At 72.8% G+C, this 17,081-nt stretch carries 18 protein-coding genes; 13 read left to right on the top strand and 5 right to left on the bottom strand.

Going from position 1 to position 17,081, the window contains the following annotated elements; all coding sequences use genetic code 11:
* Nucleotides 1-4: 4 nt before the first annotated feature.
* Nucleotides 5-1,354, top strand: a complete 1,350-nt coding sequence (locus OG753_RS22810) for an aspartate aminotransferase family protein (protein ID WP_405789887.1) — start codon at nucleotides 5-7, stop codon at nucleotides 1,352-1,354.
* 283 nt (nucleotides 1,355-1,637) lie between these two features.
* Nucleotides 1,638-2,555 (top strand): factor-independent urate hydroxylase, encoded by a 918-nt coding sequence (pucL, locus tag OG753_RS22805; protein WP_327263544.1) that lies wholly within the window; start codon nucleotides 1,638-1,640, stop codon nucleotides 2,553-2,555.
* Nucleotides 2,556-2,645: 90 nt separating this feature from the next.
* Here pucL and OG753_RS22800 read toward each other — a convergent pair whose 3' ends face one another.
* On the bottom strand, nucleotides 2,646-3,101 hold the full coding sequence (locus tag OG753_RS22800) for a histidine phosphatase family protein (RefSeq protein ID WP_327263543.1): 456 nt from the start codon (nucleotides 3,099-3,101) through the stop codon (nucleotides 2,646-2,648).
* A gap of 187 nt (nucleotides 3,102-3,288) precedes the next feature.
* On the opposite strand from OG753_RS22800, the gene OG753_RS22795 reads away from it, so the two are divergent.
* The 6 genes from OG753_RS22795 (at nucleotide 3,289) to OG753_RS22770 (ending at nucleotide 6,241) form a co-directional block, all read left to right on the top strand.
* Nucleotides 3,289-3,504, top strand: coding sequence for a CbtB-domain containing protein (locus tag OG753_RS22795; RefSeq protein WP_052870447.1), 216 nt, complete (start codon nucleotides 3,289-3,291; stop codon nucleotides 3,502-3,504).
* Nucleotides 3,505-3,545: 41 nt separating this feature from the next.
* Complete coding sequence (locus OG753_RS22790; protein ID WP_383195985.1) at nucleotides 3,546-4,313, top strand: CbtA family protein; 768 nt, start codon at nucleotides 3,546-3,548, stop codon at nucleotides 4,311-4,313.
* Nucleotides 4,314-4,334: 21 nt separating this feature from the next.
* Nucleotides 4,335-4,577: a hypothetical protein gene (locus OG753_RS22785; RefSeq protein WP_327263541.1), complete on the top strand. Its 243-nt coding sequence runs from the start codon at nucleotides 4,335-4,337 to the stop codon at nucleotides 4,575-4,577.
* Nucleotides 4,578-4,878: 301 nt separating this feature from the next.
* Nucleotides 4,879-5,478 (top strand): hypothetical protein, encoded by a 600-nt coding sequence (locus tag OG753_RS22780; protein WP_405789885.1) that lies wholly within the window; start codon nucleotides 4,879-4,881, stop codon nucleotides 5,476-5,478.
* Nucleotides 5,479-5,614: 136 nt separating this feature from the next.
* Entirely contained in the window at nucleotides 5,615-6,001 is a 387-nt protein-coding gene (locus tag OG753_RS22775) for a hypothetical protein (protein ID WP_405789884.1), read from the top strand.
* Between the two features lie 57 nt (nucleotides 6,002-6,058).
* Complete coding sequence (locus tag OG753_RS22770; protein ID WP_327263538.1) at nucleotides 6,059-6,241, top strand: hypothetical protein; 183 nt, start codon at nucleotides 6,059-6,061, stop codon at nucleotides 6,239-6,241.
* An 83-nt stretch (nucleotides 6,242-6,324) separates the two neighbouring features.
* Here the strand turns inward: OG753_RS22770 and OG753_RS22765 are convergent, their stop codons facing one another.
* From OG753_RS22765 to OG753_RS22755, 3 genes are all read right to left on the bottom strand, one after another.
* Nucleotides 6,325-6,729 carry a hypothetical protein gene (locus OG753_RS22765; protein ID WP_405789883.1) on the bottom strand — a complete coding sequence of 135 codons (405 nt, stop codon included), beginning with the start codon at nucleotides 6,727-6,729 and terminating at the stop codon, nucleotides 6,325-6,327.
* A gap of 66 nt (nucleotides 6,730-6,795) precedes the next feature.
* Entirely contained in the window at nucleotides 6,796-7,194 is a 399-nt protein-coding gene (locus OG753_RS22760) for a RidA family protein (RefSeq protein WP_405789880.1), read from the bottom strand.
* A gap of 57 nt (nucleotides 7,195-7,251) precedes the next feature.
* Nucleotides 7,252-7,740, bottom strand: coding sequence for an RrF2 family transcriptional regulator (locus OG753_RS22755; RefSeq protein ID WP_405792771.1), 489 nt, complete (start codon nucleotides 7,738-7,740; stop codon nucleotides 7,252-7,254).
* Nucleotides 7,741-7,865: 125 nt separating this feature from the next.
* On the opposite strand from OG753_RS22755, the gene OG753_RS22750 reads away from it, so the two are divergent.
* The 4 genes from OG753_RS22750 to OG753_RS22735 all read left to right on the top strand — a co-directional run bounded on the left by OG753_RS22750 (nucleotide 7,866) and on the right by OG753_RS22735 (nucleotide 12,836).
* Entirely contained in the window at nucleotides 7,866-8,693 is an 828-nt protein-coding gene (locus OG753_RS22750) for a hypothetical protein (protein ID WP_405789879.1), read from the top strand.
* 82 nt (nucleotides 8,694-8,775) lie between these two features.
* Nucleotides 8,776-10,770, top strand: coding sequence for an FUSC family protein (locus OG753_RS22745; protein ID WP_327263534.1), 1,995 nt, complete (start codon nucleotides 8,776-8,778; stop codon nucleotides 10,768-10,770).
* 87 nt (nucleotides 10,771-10,857) lie between these two features.
* Complete coding sequence (locus tag OG753_RS22740; RefSeq protein ID WP_383195960.1) at nucleotides 10,858-11,559, top strand: hypothetical protein; 702 nt, start codon at nucleotides 10,858-10,860, stop codon at nucleotides 11,557-11,559.
* Nucleotides 11,547-12,836 carry a HAMP domain-containing sensor histidine kinase gene (locus tag OG753_RS22735; protein ID WP_327263532.1) on the top strand — a complete coding sequence of 430 codons (1,290 nt, stop codon included), beginning with the start codon at nucleotides 11,547-11,549 and terminating at the stop codon, nucleotides 12,834-12,836. Before OG753_RS22740 ends, OG753_RS22735 begins: the two co-directional genes overlap by 13 nt.
* Nucleotides 12,837-12,866: 30 nt before the next feature.
* On the opposite strand, the gene OG753_RS22730 is transcribed toward OG753_RS22735, so the two are convergent.
* Entirely contained in the window at nucleotides 12,867-14,963 is a 2,097-nt protein-coding gene (locus tag OG753_RS22730; protein WP_327263531.1) for a PhoX family phosphatase, read from the bottom strand.
* Between the two features lie 294 nt (nucleotides 14,964-15,257).
* On the opposite strand from OG753_RS22730, the gene OG753_RS22725 reads away from it, so the two are divergent.
* Nucleotides 15,258-16,994 carry a VWA domain-containing protein gene (locus tag OG753_RS22725; protein ID WP_405789877.1) on the top strand — a complete coding sequence of 579 codons (1,737 nt, stop codon included), beginning with the start codon at nucleotides 15,258-15,260 and terminating at the stop codon, nucleotides 16,992-16,994.
* The last annotated feature ends 87 nt before the right edge of the window (nucleotides 16,995-17,081 follow it).

Raw genomic sequence — 17,081 nt, 5'->3', positions numbered from 1 at the left:
TTTCATGAACGCAGAAGCCGACGCCCTCGCCGCCGTGAAAGACGCTGACCGGAAGCACGTCTTCCACTCCTGGTCGGCGCAGGAGCTCATCGACCCGCTCGCCGTGGCCGGCGCCGAAGGGTCGTACTTCTGGGACTACCAGGGCAACCGCTTCCTCGACTTCTCCAGCGCCCTCGTCTACACGAACATCGGCTACCAGCACCCGAAGGTCACCGCGGCCATCCAGGAGCAGGCGGCCAGGCTGTGCACCGTCGCGCCCGGCTTCGCCGTCGACGTGCGCTCCGAGGCGGCCCGGCTGATCGCCGAGCGCACCCCCGGCGACCTCGACAAGATCTTCTTCACCAACGCCGGGGCCGAGGCGGTGGAGAACGCCGTCCGCATGGCCCGCCTGCACACCGGCCGGCCCAAGGTGCTGTCCGCCTACCGCTCGTACCACGGCGCCACCTCCACCGCGATCAACCTGACCGGCGACGCCCGCCGCTTCGGCAACGACTCCGCGACCGCCGGCGTCGTGCACTTCTGGGGGCCCTTCGCCTACCGCTCGCCCTTCTACGCGGCCACCGCGGCCGAGGAGTGCGAGCGGGCCCTGCGCCACCTGGAGGACACCATCGTCTTCGAGGGCCCGCAGTCCATCGCCGCGATCATCCTGGAGACCGTCGGCGGCGCCCCGGGCGTGCTCGTGCACCCGGACGGCTATCTGGCCGGGGTCCGCGCGCTCTGCGACCGCTTCGGCATCGTCTTCATCCTGGACGAGATCATGGTCGGCTTCGGGCGCACCGGTACGTGGTTCGCCTCCGAGCACTGGGACGTGACCCCCGACCTGATCTGCTTCGCCAAGGGCGTGACCAGCGGCTACCTCCCGCTCGGCGGGGTCGCGATCTCGGCGGCGATCGCCGAGACCTTCGCCCGTCGGCCCTATCCGGGCGGGCTCACGTACTCCGGGCACGTGCTGGCCTGCGCGGCCGCCGTCGCGACGATCAACGTCATGGAGGAGGAGGGCATCGTCGAGCAGTCCGCCCGCACGGGCGCCGAACTGCTCGGCCCCGGCCTGCGCGCGCTCGCCGAACGGCACCCCTCGGTCGGGGAGGTCCGCGGGCTCGGCACCTTCTGGGCCCTGGAGCTCGTACGGAGCAAGGAGACCCGCGAGCCGCTGGTCCCGTACAACGCCTCCGGGGCGGAGAACGCCCCGATGGCCGAATTCGGGGCCGCCTGCAAGAAGGGCGGGCTCTGGCCGCTCGTCGCCGGCAACCGCATCCACATCGCGCCGCCGTGCAACATCTCGGCGGACGACGTGGCCAAGGGGCTGCGGATCCTCGACGAGGCCCTCTCCGTGGCGGATGCGCACACCGTCTGACCTGCGGATCTGTGGGGTCGCCCAAGGCGTGGGTGCTGGTGTTCGGAGGATTTGTACGGGGATGAACCACCCGTACACATGCTGCAATCCGTGCAGGCCGTCAAGACGCACAACAGGCCAAGCACCTACGAACCGGGATGCACGTCAGGCCCGGGGCGGTCCCTCGGCGAGGGGCCGAACGGCGGGGAGCGGGACGTCCTTGATTCGGGCGGGCGCTGGACGCCGGGCGTACGGGATCCAGACGACCGGACTCCGTGTTCCCGAGTACCCGAAGGAAGACAGCATGAGCAAGCACGTCCTGGCCCAGAACCAGTACGGCAAGGCCGAGAACCGCATCGTGAAGGTGACCCGCAAGGGCGGCGACGGTTCCTGGCACGAGATCCGCGACCTCAACGTCTCGGTCGCTCTCCGCGGTGAATTCCGCGATGTCCACCTCACCGGCAACAACGCCAACTGCCTGCCGACCGACACCACCAAGAACACCGTGTACGCCTTCGGCAAGGAACACGGCATCGAATCCCCCGAGGCCTTCGGCATCCTGCTCGCCAAGCACTTCGTCTCCTCGCAGGAGCCGATCCGCGAGGCCCAGATCCGCATCGAGGAGTACGTGTGGGACCGGATCCCGGTCCCCACGCGCAAGGAGCAGCACTCCTTCGTCCGCAAGGGCCAGGAGGTGCGCACCGCGCAGATCACCTACAGCGAGACGACCGGCCTGCAGGTCATCTCGGGCCTGAAGGACCTGACGGTGATGAACTCGACCAACTCCGAGTTCCACGGCTACATCAAGGACAAGTACACGACGCTGCAGGAGGCGTACGACCGCATCCTGGCGACCAAGGTCACCGCGCGCTGGGCGCATTCGGCGCTGGCCGGCGACGACGCCGGGTACGACTGGGACCAGTCGTACAAGAAGGTCCGCAAGAACATGCTGGAAGCCTTCGCGGAGACGTACTCGTACTCGCTGCAGCAGACCCTGAACCAGATGGCCGAGCGCGTGCTCGACAACTGCCCCAAGGTCAACGAGGTGCGCCTGAACCTCCCCAACAAGCACCACTTCCTCGTCGACCTGGAGCCCTTCGGCCTCAAGAACGACAACGAGGTCTACTTCGCGGCGGACCGGATGTACGGCCTGATCGAGGGCACCGTCCACCGTGACGGGGTGCAGCCGGTGATCGCGACGTCCGACTGGATCGTCGCCTAGATCGGACTTACTCCTCCAGTACGCCGCTCGCCACGTATCGGCCCGGACCGCGTCGCGGGGTCCGGGCCGACGTGCTGAGCGGTCCGCCCGCTACAGCTCGTCCTGCGGCTGTCCCACCAGGAGGTTCCAGCGCCCGGCCCGCCCGGTGAGGGTGGTCACCGACTCCGGCCGTACGTCGAGGCGCCAGAACGTCGCCGCGGGCAGTTCCAGGGCGTGCACCACGGCCGCCCGTACGACGGCCTGCTCGACCTCCACCCGGTGCGTCCCCTCGGCCAGAGCGGCCAGCTCCGCACCGACGCGGGCGACCAGCCGGTCCACGGACTCCCCGCCGGGCGGCGCGTACGCGGGATCCGACAGCCAGGCCCGCACGGCCTCCGGCTCCCGGCCCGCCACCTCGTCCAGGGTGCGGCCCGCCCACTCGCCCGTGTCCAGACCGCGCAGTCCCTCGTGACCGGGGCACGGCCGGGCGTGACCGAAGCGGCCCTGACGGGCGGCTGCGTCCAGAGGGAAGCAGATGAGCCGGACTCGCACCAACGAGGTCTTCATAAGGGGAGCGTAAGCGCGGTACGGTCACAAACGACACAATTGAATGACGACGGTACGACGGAAGCCCGGTGAAAATCCGGCGCGGTCGCGCCACTGTGAAACGTCCCGGAGGGGAGGGAAGTCAGACCCGCCACCGTCGCAGCGAGCACCACTGACCGGGACGCGTGTTCCCCCTGGAGGTTCTGCCATGGCCCACTCCGCCGTGCCCACGACGAACTCGCCCGCCATCGCCCCCATCTCGCTCTCCGCACTGGCCCCCTGGGCCGTGTTCGTCGGCATCCTCATGCTCGTCCTGCTGTACTTCGTCGGCGCCGAGCAGGGCGCCACTGCGGTCTTCGAGGGGGAGACCATCCACGAGTGGCTGCACGACGGCCGCCACCTGCTCGGCTTCCCCTGCCACTGATTCCCCTGCCACCGACCGACGTCCCAGCAAGGGAACAGAACATGGCTTCCACTTCTGCGGGTGGGGTCTCTCCCCGGGCCCTGCTCGTCCGCGGCATGCTCGCCGGCCTGCTGGCCGGGGCCGCCGCCTTCCTCGTCGCGTACCTCCTCGGTGAGTCCAAGGTGGACGCGGCGATCGCCATCGAAGAGGCCGCCGCTGCCGGGCACGACCACGGCGAGGAGGCCCCGGTCAGCCGGGCCCTCCAGGCCACGGCCGGACTCGGCACGGGCGTCCTGCTCTACGGGGTCGCGCTCGGCGGCATCGCCGCGCTCGTCTTCTGCTTCGCCCTGGGCCGCATCGGCCGCTTCGGCCCGCGGGCCACGGCCGCGCTGGTCACCGGCGGTCTCTACGTCACCGTGACCCTGGTGCCGTTCTTCAAGTACCCGGCCAACCCGCCCGCCGTGGGCGATCCCGGCACCGCCGCCCGGCGGACCGCCCTCTACCTCCTGATGATCGCCCTGAGCGCGCTGCTGGCAGCGGGTGCGCTGATCCTCGGGCGGCGGCTCGCGCCGGCGCTCGGGGCATGGAACGCGTCGGTCGTCGCCGGCGCGGCCTTCGTCCTCGTCATCGGCATCGCGTACGCCGTGCTGCCCGGCGTCAACGAGGTCCCGGCGGACTTCCCGGCCGCTCTCATCTGGGACTTCCGTCTCGCGTCCCTGGCCATCCAGTCGGCACTGTGGGCGACTTTCGGCCTGGCCTTCGGTTTTCTAGCCGAACGAGCCCTTGTGCCCGCCTCCGCACCCAAGGAGGCTGTGCAGCCGATGAGTTGAGCACGAGGGGGCCGGTAGTACATGGCGACGGCGATCAGGGAATGGCGGGGCTGGACGGGCGCGGCCCCGTTCTGGCTGAACTCGTTCCTGCTGCTCCTGGCCCCCTGCTGCGCCGTCACCCTGTTCGGACAGATCGGCATCATCGCCGCGCTGGCCGCCCTGGGCGGCCTGGCCCGCCACCTCTGGTACGGCGACTACGGCCACCCGGCCATGCACCTGGCCGCCGTACTGATGGGCGCGGGCACGGCCGCCGTCGTGCTGTGAACCCTCAGCGGGAGTAGGCACCCGTGGCCAAAAGCGTGCCGGTGACCGCGGGCACGCCACCCGCCGTGAGCATGCCCCGGACACGCCCCGGGCGGCTGCGCTCTCACCCGTTCGGGCGCATGGCCGCCACCCCCGGCAGCCGACGGGTCGACCCGTCGCGAACTGCGAAGACTCCCCCATCTTGCGACGACACGCCCGTGACGCCATGTCAGTCCACCGTGTTGCACGGAGTACCGACGGGCAGAGGAGGTGTCCACTGCTCACAAGACCCGGCCGTACGAGCCGGACAGGAGGGAATCCCATGTCCCGCGCCAAGTGGGTCGTCGCCTCGCTGACGGTGGTTCTGTTGTCCACCGGGATCGCGGCGTTGCAACGGACCGAGGGGGCCAGGCCCGCCGCCGTCACCACCGACGACGCGCTGCCCTCGAGGGCGTTGGGGCTCTCCGGCCACCGCCGTCTCGTGCGGGAGCTGGAACAGCCCGACGCGCACGCCCCCCGCCGGGGAGCCCGCTCACCGCGCACCGCCGCCGGGCCGCTGCGGACCGTCACGGGACCCCTCCGGTCCGCGCGCCCCCTGCGGTTGCGCATCCCGAGCCTGGGCGTGGACCTTCCGCTGACCGGCGACCGCGAGGAGGTCTCCTGGGACACCGGCGGGCCGGCGCCGGGGGCGGCCGGGACCGCCGTGGTGACCGGAGAGGGTCTTCGCCTCGGCGAGTTGCGGCGGGGCCGGACCATCGAGATCCCCCGCGCCGACAGCCGCACGGCCGTGTTCACCGTCGTACGGGTCTCGCCCGGCGAGGTGTCCGGCCACGAGGGGCCCGTCGACCGGGCCCAACTGCGGCTGGTCGGCGGGGAGACCGCCGTGCTGGCCCGGCTGACCGGGCAGCGCCGCACCCGCTGAGCCCTCCCGCTCGCGCGGCACCCGGACCGGCGGGCCACGGCCGACTGTCAGCCGTGGGGGGTGTCTTCGTCCCCCGGTCGGGGGCTTCTCGAGGTCCGTATGGGAGTCGTTCGGCGTGGCGGGGCACACCCCTCGCATGAGCGGGAGGCACCACGCGCGTTCGGCACTGACCAGGGCTGTGACCGTGGTCTGTGTCGTGCTGCTGTGCGTCTTCGGTGCCGGTCCGGCCGGCGCCGAGGCCGCCGAGTTCCGGCCCGCCTCCGGTGTGCCCGCAGCCCCCGCCCTGCCCGGGGCTCCCGCGGAGTCCCCCGAGCCCGGCGAGGGCCAGTCCGATCCGGCCCCCGACCCCGAGGCGCGGGCGGCCGTACGGACGATCACGCGCGGGCTGCCCGGCGTACGGCGCACACCGCTCGCGGTGTTTCACGTGAAACACCGCGAGGCTCCGGAGTGCGAGTCCGACACGGAGGCGGCCGAACCGGCCCTGTCCCGGCGGACGGTGCGGAGTGTGGTCCTGCGCTGCTGAGCGGACCGAGGTCCCGACGCAGCCCCCACACCCCCCTGAACACCGTGAGGTTCCGCCATGCCCATCGACCCGTACGCCGCACTGAACGCCATGCTCCGCGCCGAGGTCACCCGGTTCGCGCCGCCGGCCCGGCAGACCGATCAGGCCGCGTCACCGAAGACCACGGCGACGGCTACGGCCACGGCCGCCCCGGCCGAGAGCGAACGGCAGCAGACCGCCCCCGCGGATTCCGCCGCGTAGGAACCGCGCGCAGACATGCGGCGCGCGCCGGCTCCCCTGCCCCGGTCACGGGCACGGGAACCGGCGCGCGCCGGCCGGCCGCCTCAGTCCTCGTGCGTGTAGTAGCGGTAGAAGGCGATCGCTCCTACGCCGAAGGCGACGGCGAGGCCCACCGCCACGGCCTTGAGGATCGACTGGTTGGTGAGGCTGTGCAGGTAGCCCACGGCGATGCCGCCGAAGGCCCCGTACGCGGCGGCGTGGACCTCCCGCTTCAGGCGGGGTCCGATCCGGGCCAGGGCGAACATGATCCCGGCGAAGAGCACGCCGCACAGGATCCCGTAGAAGACGTTGCCCGCGTCCACCGGGCCCATCTGGCGCTTCATGAACGCGGCCCAGACGCCGTAGACGAGTCCGAGGAGCAGTGGCCTCACGTACGCGCCCCTGCTCAGATGGGTCAGGTCCGCCGACTGCCGGTGCCGCCCGAAGGTGCTGGGTGCCGCATGTGCCATGACGGGCTCCTCTCTCCCATCATCCAGGGCACACCCGCCGCCCCCGACCGGCAAGTGGATCAGCGGTCAGGGCGTGCGCACGGCCACGGCGTCGATCTCGAAGAGCATGCCGGGCAGGGCGAGCGCGGCTACCCCGATCAGGGTCTGGGCGGGCAGTTCGGTGCCCCAGGTGGAGTGCAGGTGCCCCAGCAGGATCTCCAGCTTCCGCTGGTCGTGGCCGACGATGTACGTGCCGATGCGGACGACGTCCGAGGGGCCGAGGCCGACGGCCGCGAGGGCGGTGCGGAGGTTGGCGAAGGCCTGCTCGACCTGGTCGGCGAAGTCCTCGGAGACGACGTGGCCGCTCTCGTCGGAGCCGTACTGGCCGGCTATGAAGACCTGCTCGCCGGGTGCGGAGACGATGTGGCTGTAGCCGTAGTCGGTCGGCGTGTGGAGTCCTGCCGGATTGATGATGCTGCGCGTCATGCCGAGCTCCCTGTTTCCGTGTCCGTTTCCGTACGTGTGGTGCGGCCGGCGCTGCGGCTACCGCGCGGCGAGCCAGGCGCGGAGCCGTTCGGGGGCCTCGGGGGCCTGCCGCTCGGCCTGCTGTCGGATCTCGTCGAGGTTCTGGGCCGCGAGCGCCCTGCGCCAGGCCAGTTCGGCCCGTGTCATGGCATGCGCGATGGCGCACTCGGCGGAGTCCCTCTCCGGGGCGGGGTCCGCCGGTTCGCCGGCGCCGGGGCCCTGCTGCCGGATCTCCGCGCAGCGGAAGGCCTCATCGGGCCCCTCGACGGCGGCGACCACGTCCATGAGCGAGATGGCGTCGAGCGGACGGGCCAGCCGGAAGCCGCCCCGGGGGCCGGGCGTGGAGGTGACGATGCCGGCCCGGGCCAGGGCCTGGAGCTGCTTGTTGAGGTAGGCCGCGGGCAGGTCGTGCCATGCGGCGAGGCGCGCCGCCGACACGGCCCGGTCCGGCCCGCTCCAGGCCAGGTTGACGCAGCTGTGCAGCGCCCACTCGACGCCCTCGCTCATCTTCATATCCTGGATATTAAATGTCCAGAATAAGGGACGCAAGGATGTCACCGCTCCCGGCGTGCCACCACCCACCCGCAGCAACACCGCTCGCGCCCGGCCCCGTGCGCGCTTTCCCTGGTGACGTGCGCACCACCGTGTCGGCTGTCCTCATCGTGCTCGTGGCCCTGCTGGTGCCCGCGAGCGCCGTCGCGTACTGGGCCGACCGCGAGCTGGGCAACGCCGACCGGTACACCGCCGCCATGTCCCCGCTCGCCGAGAACCCGAAGGTGCAGGAGGTCGTGGTCACGCAGGTCAGCCGCGCCCTCGCCGGCCAGATCGACGCGGGCCCCTTCCAGATCGGGGTGGACACCCTGCTCGGCGAGGCCCTGCACTCCTTCGCCGGCACCTCCGCCTACCGGACCGCCTGGGACGCGGCCAACCGCGCCGCCCACGCCGCCTTCCTCAACGCCCTCACCACCGGCCGGGGCGACGCCCTCACCCTCGACCTCGCCCCCGTCATCGCCCAGGTCAGGGGCGACCTCGTCGCCGACCAGGTGCCGTTCGCCGACCGGATCCCGGTGACCCACCCGACCGTGACGGTCATGGAGTACGACAACCTCGGCGCTCTGCGGAAGGGCTTCCACATGCTCCAGGTCGCCGGCGTCTGGCTCCCCGTCCTGACCGTGATCCTGGCCGCGGCCGCGATCGCGGTCGCCGTCCACCGCCGGCGCGCCGTCATGGCCACCGGAGCGGGACTGGCCGTCGGGGCCGCACTGCTGTGGCTCGCGGTGGACGTGTGCCGCCGGCTCACCCTGGACGATCTGCCCGCCGACATCGACCGGCCCGCCGCCGGCGCGGTGTACGACGCCCTCACGGCGTACCTGCGCACCACCGCCTGGGCGGTCCTGGCGATCGGGCTCGCGGCCGTACTCGTCGCATGGGTGACGGGCCGACTACGCCGCACCCCATAAGCTCGGAAGGTACCAACACACGCAGAAGCACGCAGAAGATCCCAGAAGAACCGATTCGCGAGCGGCGGGCACGGAAGCGGGAATGAGCACCGAACGCACCGAACACATATCGTCGCGGCGGGCCCGGCACCATCCGCTGGCTCCGCCCTCCTGGTTGCTCAACGGGCTGAAGCCCAGCGCCGCACCGATCCCGTGGGCCGCCGTGGCCCGCGCCTCGATCGCACTGGCCGTGCCGCTCGCCGTCGGTTTCGCCCTGGACGAGCCCGAATACGGCGCGCTCGCCTCCATGGGCGCCCTCGCCGGAGTCATCGGCGACACCGCCGACGCCTACCGGATGCGGGTCCTGAACATCGCCGTCCCGCAGCTCTTCGGCGCGGTCGGCGTGGCCCTGGGCACCCTGGTCTACGGGCAGGGCTGGCTGGCCGTCGGAGCGCTCACCCTCGTCGCGCTCGTCTCCGGGATGATCTCCTCCATCGGCACGGTCGCCTCCGTGTCCGGGCTGCTGCTCCTGCTCAACGCCGTGATCGGCGCCGGGCTGCCGCTGCCCCGGCCCTGGTGGATCGCGCCCGTGCTGCTGACCGCGGGCGGGCTGTTCGTCCTCGTGCTGACCCTGCTCGGCTGGCCGCTGCGCCGCCGGCAGCCCGAGCGGACCGCCGTGGCCGACACCTACCGGGCCCTGGCCGACGCCCTGGAGGCCGCCGGTGGCCCCGGCGACCTCTACGACGCGCGCCGCCAGGAGGTCACCCGGGCCATCAACCACGCCTACGACCTCGTCCTCGGCCGCCGGGCCCGGGTGCACGGGCGCAGCCCCTCGCTCGTGCGGCTGCTCGCCCAGCTCAACGTGGTGATCCCCCTGGTGGAGGCCGCCCCCGCCGCGCACCTGCGCGGCCGGCCGCTGCCGCCCGAGATCCCGGCCGCCGTGCGGGAGCTGGCCGACGCCGTCGAGGAGGGCCGCACCGCAGCCCCCGTACTGGACCTGCCCGCGGCGCACACCCCGGCGGAGCGGGCCGTCGACGCGGCCCTTCGGCATGCCGCGAAGATCGTGCACGTCGCCGAACCGGACCTGCACAACGTGGACGACCGGCTCGGCCGGCCCGCCGCCCTGCGCGTGCGGGCCCGGCGGGCGGTGCGCGACATGATGCTGTCCCGGGCCTCCTGGCGGTACGGGCTGCGGCTCGCGCTGTGCATCGGGATCGCGCAGTCCCTCGTATCGGTGATCGAGGTCGAGCGGTCCTACTGGATCGCGCTGACCGTCACCTTCGTCCTCAAGCCCGACTTCGGCTCGGTGTTCTCCCGGGCCGTCCTGCGCGCGCTGGGCACCGCGGGCGGACTGGTCGTCGCGGCCGCCGTGCTCGCCGAGGTGCCGCGCGGCTGGTGGGACGTCCCGGTGATGGTGGTGCTCGCCGGGCTGATCCCCGCCTTCTCCGTCAAGGGGTACGCCTTCCAGACCGCCGCGATCACCCCGGTGATCCTGCTCCTGTCGGACCTGCTCAACCACCAGGGCTTCGACCTGATCCGGCCCCGGCTGCTGGACAGCCTGATCGGCTGCGCCATCACCCTCGTCTTCGGATACCTGCTGTGGCCCGAGAGCTGGCGCACCCGGATCGGGGACCGGCTCGCCGACACCGTGGAGGACGCCGCCCGCTACGTGGAACGGGCCTTCGCGCCGGTCCCGGACGAGGCCGCGCTCGCGGCGGCGCGCACCGCCCGCCTCCAGGCCCGGCGGCGCATCTACCGGGACCTGTCGGGCGTCCGCAGCGAGTTCCAGCGGGCGCTGACCGAGCCGCCGCCGACCGGGGCGCGGGCCGCCGCCTGGTGGCCCCTGGTCGTCGCCGTCGAGCGGATCGTGGACGCGACCACCGCCGCACGGGTACGGGTCAACCACGGCGCGCCCCCGCCCCCCGCCGAGGAGGTGGAGTCGATCGCGCGCCAGCTCCACCGTCTGGCCGGCCGGGTGCGCACCAGCACCGTCCCGGTACGGGTCGACGCCGAGCCGGAGGCCGCGGCGGCGAGCGTCCTCGCACCCGTCCACCAGGAGATCGCGGCGGCCCTCGCCATCGCCCGGCCGGAGTCCTGACCCACGGGCGCCGCCCGCGCGGCGGCGCCGTCCCCCGAATGGGCCGCCTCCCGGGCCGGGCGGGGCCGCACGGGGCAGCATCGGAGCATGCACCGCGTCCCGGCCGTGATGGTCCTCGCCCTACTCCTGGCGGGGTGCGCCGATGTGGAAGGACTGCAGAGCGAGGGCGACCTCGGTACGGTGCACGCCCCGAAGAGCCTGTGGAAGGACATCCGCCCCGACCCGCCCGCCCCGGACCAGAAGCCGGGCACGGCCGCCGTGGTCCCCGGGCTCCCCAAGGTGGCGGACCGGACCATGCGCGGGGTGGACGCGCTGCCCGTCGTACGCGCCGACATCACCTCCGCCACCGAGCAGGACGGCGGGACCGGCCGGCTCGTCGACCCGCGCGCCGCCCAGCGCCTCGCGCTCTGCACACAGGCTGTGGACGGCGGGCCCGACTGCCCGGTGCGCCCCGCGGTCCTGCACGACCTGACGGGCAACGGCCGGGAGGAGCTCATCACCGCCCTGGACATCGACGGCCGGCTCAGCGAGCTGCGCGTCTACACCGTGCAGGACGACGGCAGCATCGCCCGGATCCTGTCCCGGCGGGCCGTCCTGGAGGGCGTGGAGGTGGCCGCCGAGCACCTGGCCGTCCGCGAGCCCACGACGAACCCCGACCACGTGGCCGTCTCCGACTACGTGTGGGACCCGAAGGCCGGAATCATGAACCTGTCCCAGCTCACCCTCGACGACTGCCCGGGGCTCGCACAGACCCCGCCGGACGGGGACGGGTCGCGATGCGCGCGCTGAGCAGCCTGCGCTGGAAGATCGCACTGACCACCACGATGGTGTGCTGCATGGTCGCCGCGGCGCTGGGGATCCTGGTGCACAACGTGGTCGCCCGGCAGATGGTCGGAGAGGTCCGCAAGGCCGCGGACACCGAGCTGGACCACGCCCTGGGCCACTACGAGTACGGCACCGCGCACGGCGACGTGAACGTCGTCTTCGACCCCGCAGACCTGCCCCGGCCCCTGCGCGAGCTCGTCGCGGCCGGACAGACCGGCAGCATGGTCGGCCTCCAGCAGGGGAAGCCCGTCATGTGGGCGGCCGGACCCGCCGACGACAAGGTCGTCGCCGTCTGGCTCCCGTTCGGGGCCACCCGTGAGCGGCTGCGGGACGTCGACGCGGCGATCCTCGCCTCCGCCGTCCTCGCGGCCGGGTTGGTCGCGCTGGCCGGCCTGTTCCTCGCCAACCGGATCAGCCGGCGGCTCACGGCCACGGCCGCCGTGGCCCGCCGGATCAGCGCCGGCGACCTGGACGCCCGGGTCAACTTCCCGAGCGACTCCGGCTCCCGGGACGAGGTACGGGACGTGGCGCACGCGCTGGACTCCATGGCGGCCTCGCTGCAGGGCCGGCTGGAGGCGGAGAAGCGCTTCACGGCGGACGTCGCGCACGAGCTGCGCACCCCGCTCACCGGCTCGCTGGCCGCGGCGGCCCTGCTGCCCGAGGGCCGCCCCAAGGAGATGATCAACAACCGGCTGAAGGCCCTGCACCTGCTGACCGAGGACCTGCTGGAGATCTCCCGGCTGGAATCGGGCGTGGAGCGGGCCGACCTCGCCCGGGTGGAACTGGGCCGGGCCGTGGAACGGGCGGTCGCCGGGGCCGCCGCGGGGGCCGGAGCCGTCACGGCGACCGGGCCGGCCGCTTCGGTACGGGTGGTCCGGGACGCGGAGGTGCTCACCGACCGCCGGCGCCTGGACCGGATCCTGACCAACCTGCTGGTCAACGCCGGCAAACACGGCCGGCCACCGGTCGAAGTGACGGTGGAGGGCCCGGTGGTGGTGGTCCGCGACCACGGGCCCGGCTACCCGCCCGAACTGATCGAGCAGGGCCCGCAGCGGTTCCGCACCGGAGACCCGGGCCGCGGGCGCGGCCACGGCCTGGGACTCACGATCGTGATGGGGCAGGCGGCGGTGCTGGAGATCGCGGTGAGCTTCACCAACGCCCCCGACGGGGGCGCCGTGACGACGCTCCGGCTCCCCGTCGGCAGGCTGGCAGAGGGGAATTGGCCTGGTTCGAGACCATAAAGATGCCTTTCACCTGGCCAACCGGCCCGCTCAGACGCCGATGTTGCGGCCGTCCTTGCGCCAGACGGAGACGACCGCCGGGCGGACGATCTTGCCCGGACCGTCGGGCCACACCGACTGCGGCTTCTCGACGGACGCGCCGTCGATCTCGCCCGGGTGCTGGACGGCGACCAGGACGCGCTTGTCCTGGATGAGCGGACCGCAGGTCTCGGCCCCGCGCGGAACGGTCAGGAACTGCTTCAGCTCACCGCGGCGCTCACCGGCCGTCGCCACACCGAACAGGCCGTCGTGGGAGCCGAGCTGGTTGCCGTCGGTGGAGATCCACAGGTTGCCGTGCGGGTCGAAGGCCACGTTGTCCGGGCAGGAGATCGGGCTGACCCTGTCCTTCGGGAAGCCCGCGAAGTAGGTGGCCGGGTCGTTCGGGTCACCGGCGACCAGGAAGAGCCGCCAGGCGAAGCCGTCGCCCGCCGGGTCGTCGAAGTTCTCGGCGAGCTCCAGGATCTGGCCGTGCTTGTTCAGGTTGCGCGGGTTGGCCTCGGTGGCGCCTTCCTTGCCCGGCTTGCCGCGGTCGGTGTTGTTCGTCAGCGCGATGTAGACGCGGCCGGTGCGCGGTGAGGGCTCGACGTCCTCGGGGCGGTCCATCTTGGTGGCGCCCACCTTGTCGGCGGCCTGGCGCGTGAAGACGTACACCTCCTCGGCGGTCATGCCCTCGACGTGCGAGACGTTGCCGGTGGCCAGCTTGATCCACACGCCGGAGCCGTCGAACTCGCCGTCGGAGGGCAGCTTGCCGGCGCCGTCGAGTTCGGCGGCCGGGGAGTCACCGGTGAGCTTGGCGACGTAGAGCGTGCCCTCGTCGAGCAGCGTGAGGTTGTGCTCCTTCGCGGCGCGCGAATTGCCCTTCTTCATCCGCTTCGACGAGACGAACTTGTAGAAGTAGTCGAAGCGCTCGTCATCGCCCATGTAGACGACCGGACGGCCGTCCTCGGTCAGACGGGGCTGCGCGGCCTCGTGCTTGAAGCGGCCGAGAGCGGTGCGCTTGCGCGGCACCGAGTGCGGGTCGTACGGGTCCAGCTCGACGACCCAGCCGAAGCGGTGCGACTCGTTGGGCTCCTGCGCCACGTCGAAGCGCTTGTCGAATCGCTCCCACTTGCGCTCGGTGGCACCGGTGGTCACGCCGTAGCGCTTCAGGCGGGCGGCCCGGGCGGGGTCGGTGACCTGACCGGCATTGGCGAAGTACTGGTTGAAGTTCTCCTCGCCGTGGAGGGTGGTGCCCCACGGGGTGGTGCCACCGGCACAGTTGTTGAGCGTGCCGAGCACCTTGGTGCCGGTGGGGTCGACGGAGGTCTTCAGCAGGTCGGTGCCCGCGGCCGGGCCGGTGAGCCGGAACTCGCTGGTGGCGGTCAGGCGGCGGTTGAGCTGGTGGCGGCCGACGGCGGTCAGCTTGCCGCTGCGGTGGTCCTCCTGGACGGCGACCACGGACAGGCCGTGCGCGGCCCAGGCGATCTCGACCTGCTCGCGGGTCGGGTTGGCCGGGTCGTACGCCTTGAACATGAGCTGCTCGTCCGTGTACTCGTGGTTGGCCACGAGCAGCTGCTGGCGCTCGTAGTCGCCGCCGAGCGGGAGAAGGCTCAGGAAGTCGTTGTTGTAGCCGAACTGACCGGCCTGCGCGGCGGCCGTCTGCTGGTCGGGGTTGAAGCCCGGGGCACCCTTGATGATCGGGTCGCCCCAGCGGATCACCACGTTCTGCTCGTGGCCCTCGGGGACGGTGACCTTGTCGTCGGTGTTCGGCGCGACGGCCTTGAAGCGCAAGCCCCGGGCGGCCTCACCGCTCTTGCCGGCTCCGCCGGCCGCCCCGGCACCGGCCTCGGCGGAGGGGGAGGCGTTGGCGGTCTGCCCCGGGCCGCCCAGCACCACGGCGGAACCGGCGGCGGTGGCGACCGTCACGACCGCGGCGGAACGCAGCATCGCGCGGCGGGAGTAGGCGCGCGCGATCACATCGCCGACGTACTCGTTGTTGCTTGTGTTCGGCACCTCGTGGAAGCATGCGTCGCCACAGCGGTAACGACAGGTGAGAGCGGAACGGCCGCTCCCATGCGGGTTGCCGATGAACGGCAGAAGCTTGCGCACGAGTGTCCTCCGAGTGGCTGCGTGGGCGCCGACAACGTGTCGGTACGATCCAGCCGCGACGCTAGGCCCGGGTTGCGCCGAAGCGGCGGCGCGGGGATGAACGGTCGGTGAACCCGGCACGTCGGAGCGGCAGTTCACCGACCGTGTGCGGATGGTTCGGAGCCGGGCGCCACGAAAGGCGACCCTGCCGAAGATCCAGCCGGGCGGCCGATAACCTTACGTGTCCACTCTGGGCAGGGATCAACCGCGCAGCACGGACAAATGACGCACGCACACATGCGAAAGGCCTGGCCCATGGGTATTCGGAGCTTGTTGCGCAAGGTATTCGGACGGTCCGCGGAATCCGTTCCGGACACTACGGACACCCCTTCGGCCGCTGTCCCCAACCAGGCGGAACGGACCCCTCTGGACGTCGCCGCCGAACTGGTGGCGGCGTCCTTCGACAACCCCACGGTTCCGCCGCAGTCCGCTCCGCGCGACCGTGAGCCGGGTACGGTCCTCACGGCCCCCGCCCCGGCGGCGGACCCGACGGTTCCGGAAGCCCGCCGCGCGCCTGCGGCGAAGCCCGGCGGAGAAACCCCCGCGCCCCCGGCCGAGCCCGAGCCGGCCGCCGCGGAGGCCAAGGCCGATGCCACCCCCGAGGCCGAGCCGACCGCGGCGCCCGAAGCCGAAGCTCCGCAGGCGGAGGCACCCGCCGAAGCCACCGCACCGGAGGCGGACACCGCCGCCGAGGCTGCAGCCGAGCCCGAGGTCCCGGTCGCCACCGAGGCCGAAGCCGAGCCGGTGGCCGCCGAGGTTGAGGCGCCGCAGGCGCAGGACCAGGCCGAGGCCCCGGCTGCCGCCGAGGCCGAGCCGGCCGCCGCCGAGCCCGAGGCTGAGGCCGCTGCTGAGGCCGCTGCTGAGCCCGAGGCTGAGGCCGCCGCCGTCGAGGCGGAGGTCGAGCCGGCAGCCGCCGAGGCCGAGGCACCGCAGGCGCAGGACGAGCCCGCGGCCGAGGCCCCGGCCGCCGAAGCGGAAGCCGAGCCGGCAGCCGCCCCCGCTGCGGAGCAGCCCGAGGCCGAGCCGGCCGCCGCCGAGGCAGAGGCCGCCACTGAGCCCGAGGCTGAGGCCGTCGCCGAAGCGGAGGCACCGCAGGCGCAGGACCAGGCCGAGCCCGAGGCCCCGGCCGCCGCCGAGCCCGAGCCCGAGGCCGCCACCGCCGCCGCCGAGCACGAGGCCGTCGCCGCCGCCGCCGCCGAGCACGAGGCCGTCGCCGCCGAGGCGGAGGTCGAGCCGGCCGCCGCCGAGGCCGAGCCCGAGGCCGCCCCCACTGCTGAGCAGCCGGCGGAGGCGGAGGCCGAGCCGGTTGCCGCCGGGGAGACCGCGCCGGAGGCGCCCGCACACGCGCTCGCCGCCGTGAAGCGCCGGGCTCCCGAGGTCGTCGGTGCGTACAAGGCCGTCGGTCAGGTCCTCCGCGGCAAGGGGAAGGCCGGGGCGCGGGCCAAGGTCTACCTCGTGCTGGACCGGTCCGGGTCGATGCGCGGGTTCTACAAGGACGGCAGCGCCCAGCACCTCGCCGACCACGCCCTCGCCCTCGCCGCGCACCTCGACGACGCGGCGACCGTGCACACCGTGTTCTTCTCCACGGAGGTGGACGGCACCGCCGACCTGTCCCTCGACGGCTACGACGCCGCCTGGGTCGAGGCCCGCCACGCCGAGCTCGGCCGGATGGGCCGCACCAGCTACCACGTGGCCGTCGAGGCCGTCGTGGAGCGCTACCAGAAGGACGGCGGCGAGGGCCCGGCCCTGGTCGTCTTCCAGACCGACGGCGCCCCCGACAACCGGCAGCCCGCCCGGCAGGCCCTGGCCGACGCCGCCACCACGGCCCCCGGCATCCACTGGCAGTTCGTCGCCTTCGGCGACCACGACTCCAAGGCCTTCGACTTCCTGCGCAAGCTGGACGCCGAGAACGCCGGCTTCTTCCACGCCGGCCCGGCCCCCACCGAGCTGACCTCCGCCGCCCTGGCCAAGGGCGTCCTGGAGCAGTTCTAGTCAGCGGTCGCCATCAGCGGGAACAACGAAGGCGGCGCCCCCCTCCGGCAAGGAGAGGAGCGCCGCCTTCGGCGTATCGGCGCGGCG

Source organism: Streptomyces sp. NBC_00029 (assembly GCF_045160505.1).
Taxonomy (GTDB): domain Bacteria; phylum Actinomycetota; class Actinomycetes; order Streptomycetales; family Streptomycetaceae; genus Streptomyces.
Note: the sequence above shows the minus strand (reverse complement) of the source record. Positions and strands in the feature narration are given on the sequence as shown.

Coding starts and splice junctions, on each gene's coding strand:
- OG753_RS22810 (WP_405789887.1), top strand. CDS start 5: ATGAACGCAGAAGCCGACGCCCTCGCCGCCGTGAAAGACGCTGACCGG.
- pucL (WP_327263544.1), top strand. CDS start 1,638: ATGAGCAAGCACGTCCTGGCCCAGAACCAGTACGGCAAGGCCGAGAAC.
- OG753_RS22800 (WP_327263543.1), bottom strand. CDS start 3,101: ATGAAGACCTCGTTGGTGCGAGTCCGGCTCATCTGCTTCCCTCTGGAC.
- OG753_RS22795 (WP_052870447.1), top strand. CDS start 3,289: ATGGCCCACTCCGCCGTGCCCACGACGAACTCGCCCGCCATCGCCCCC.
- OG753_RS22790 (WP_383195985.1), top strand. CDS start 3,546: ATGGCTTCCACTTCTGCGGGTGGGGTCTCTCCCCGGGCCCTGCTCGTC.
- OG753_RS22785 (WP_327263541.1), top strand. CDS start 4,335: ATGGCGACGGCGATCAGGGAATGGCGGGGCTGGACGGGCGCGGCCCCG.
- OG753_RS22780 (WP_405789885.1), top strand. CDS start 4,879: ATGTCCCGCGCCAAGTGGGTCGTCGCCTCGCTGACGGTGGTTCTGTTG.
- OG753_RS22775 (WP_405789884.1), top strand. CDS start 5,615: ATGAGCGGGAGGCACCACGCGCGTTCGGCACTGACCAGGGCTGTGACC.
- OG753_RS22770 (WP_327263538.1), top strand. CDS start 6,059: ATGCCCATCGACCCGTACGCCGCACTGAACGCCATGCTCCGCGCCGAG.
- OG753_RS22765 (WP_405789883.1), bottom strand. CDS start 6,729: ATGGCACATGCGGCACCCAGCACCTTCGGGCGGCACCGGCAGTCGGCG.
- OG753_RS22760 (WP_405789880.1), bottom strand. CDS start 7,194: ATGACGCGCAGCATCATCAATCCGGCAGGACTCCACACGCCGACCGAC.
- OG753_RS22755 (WP_405792771.1), bottom strand. CDS start 7,740: ATGAGCGAGGGCGTCGAGTGGGCGCTGCACAGCTGCGTCAACCTGGCC.
- OG753_RS22745 (WP_327263534.1), top strand. CDS start 8,776: ATGAGCACCGAACGCACCGAACACATATCGTCGCGGCGGGCCCGGCAC.
- OG753_RS22740 (WP_383195960.1), top strand. CDS start 10,858: ATGCACCGCGTCCCGGCCGTGATGGTCCTCGCCCTACTCCTGGCGGGG.
- OG753_RS22735 (WP_327263532.1), top strand. CDS start 11,547: ATGCGCGCGCTGAGCAGCCTGCGCTGGAAGATCGCACTGACCACCACG.
- OG753_RS22725 (WP_405789877.1), top strand. CDS start 15,258: ATGGGTATTCGGAGCTTGTTGCGCAAGGTATTCGGACGGTCCGCGGAA.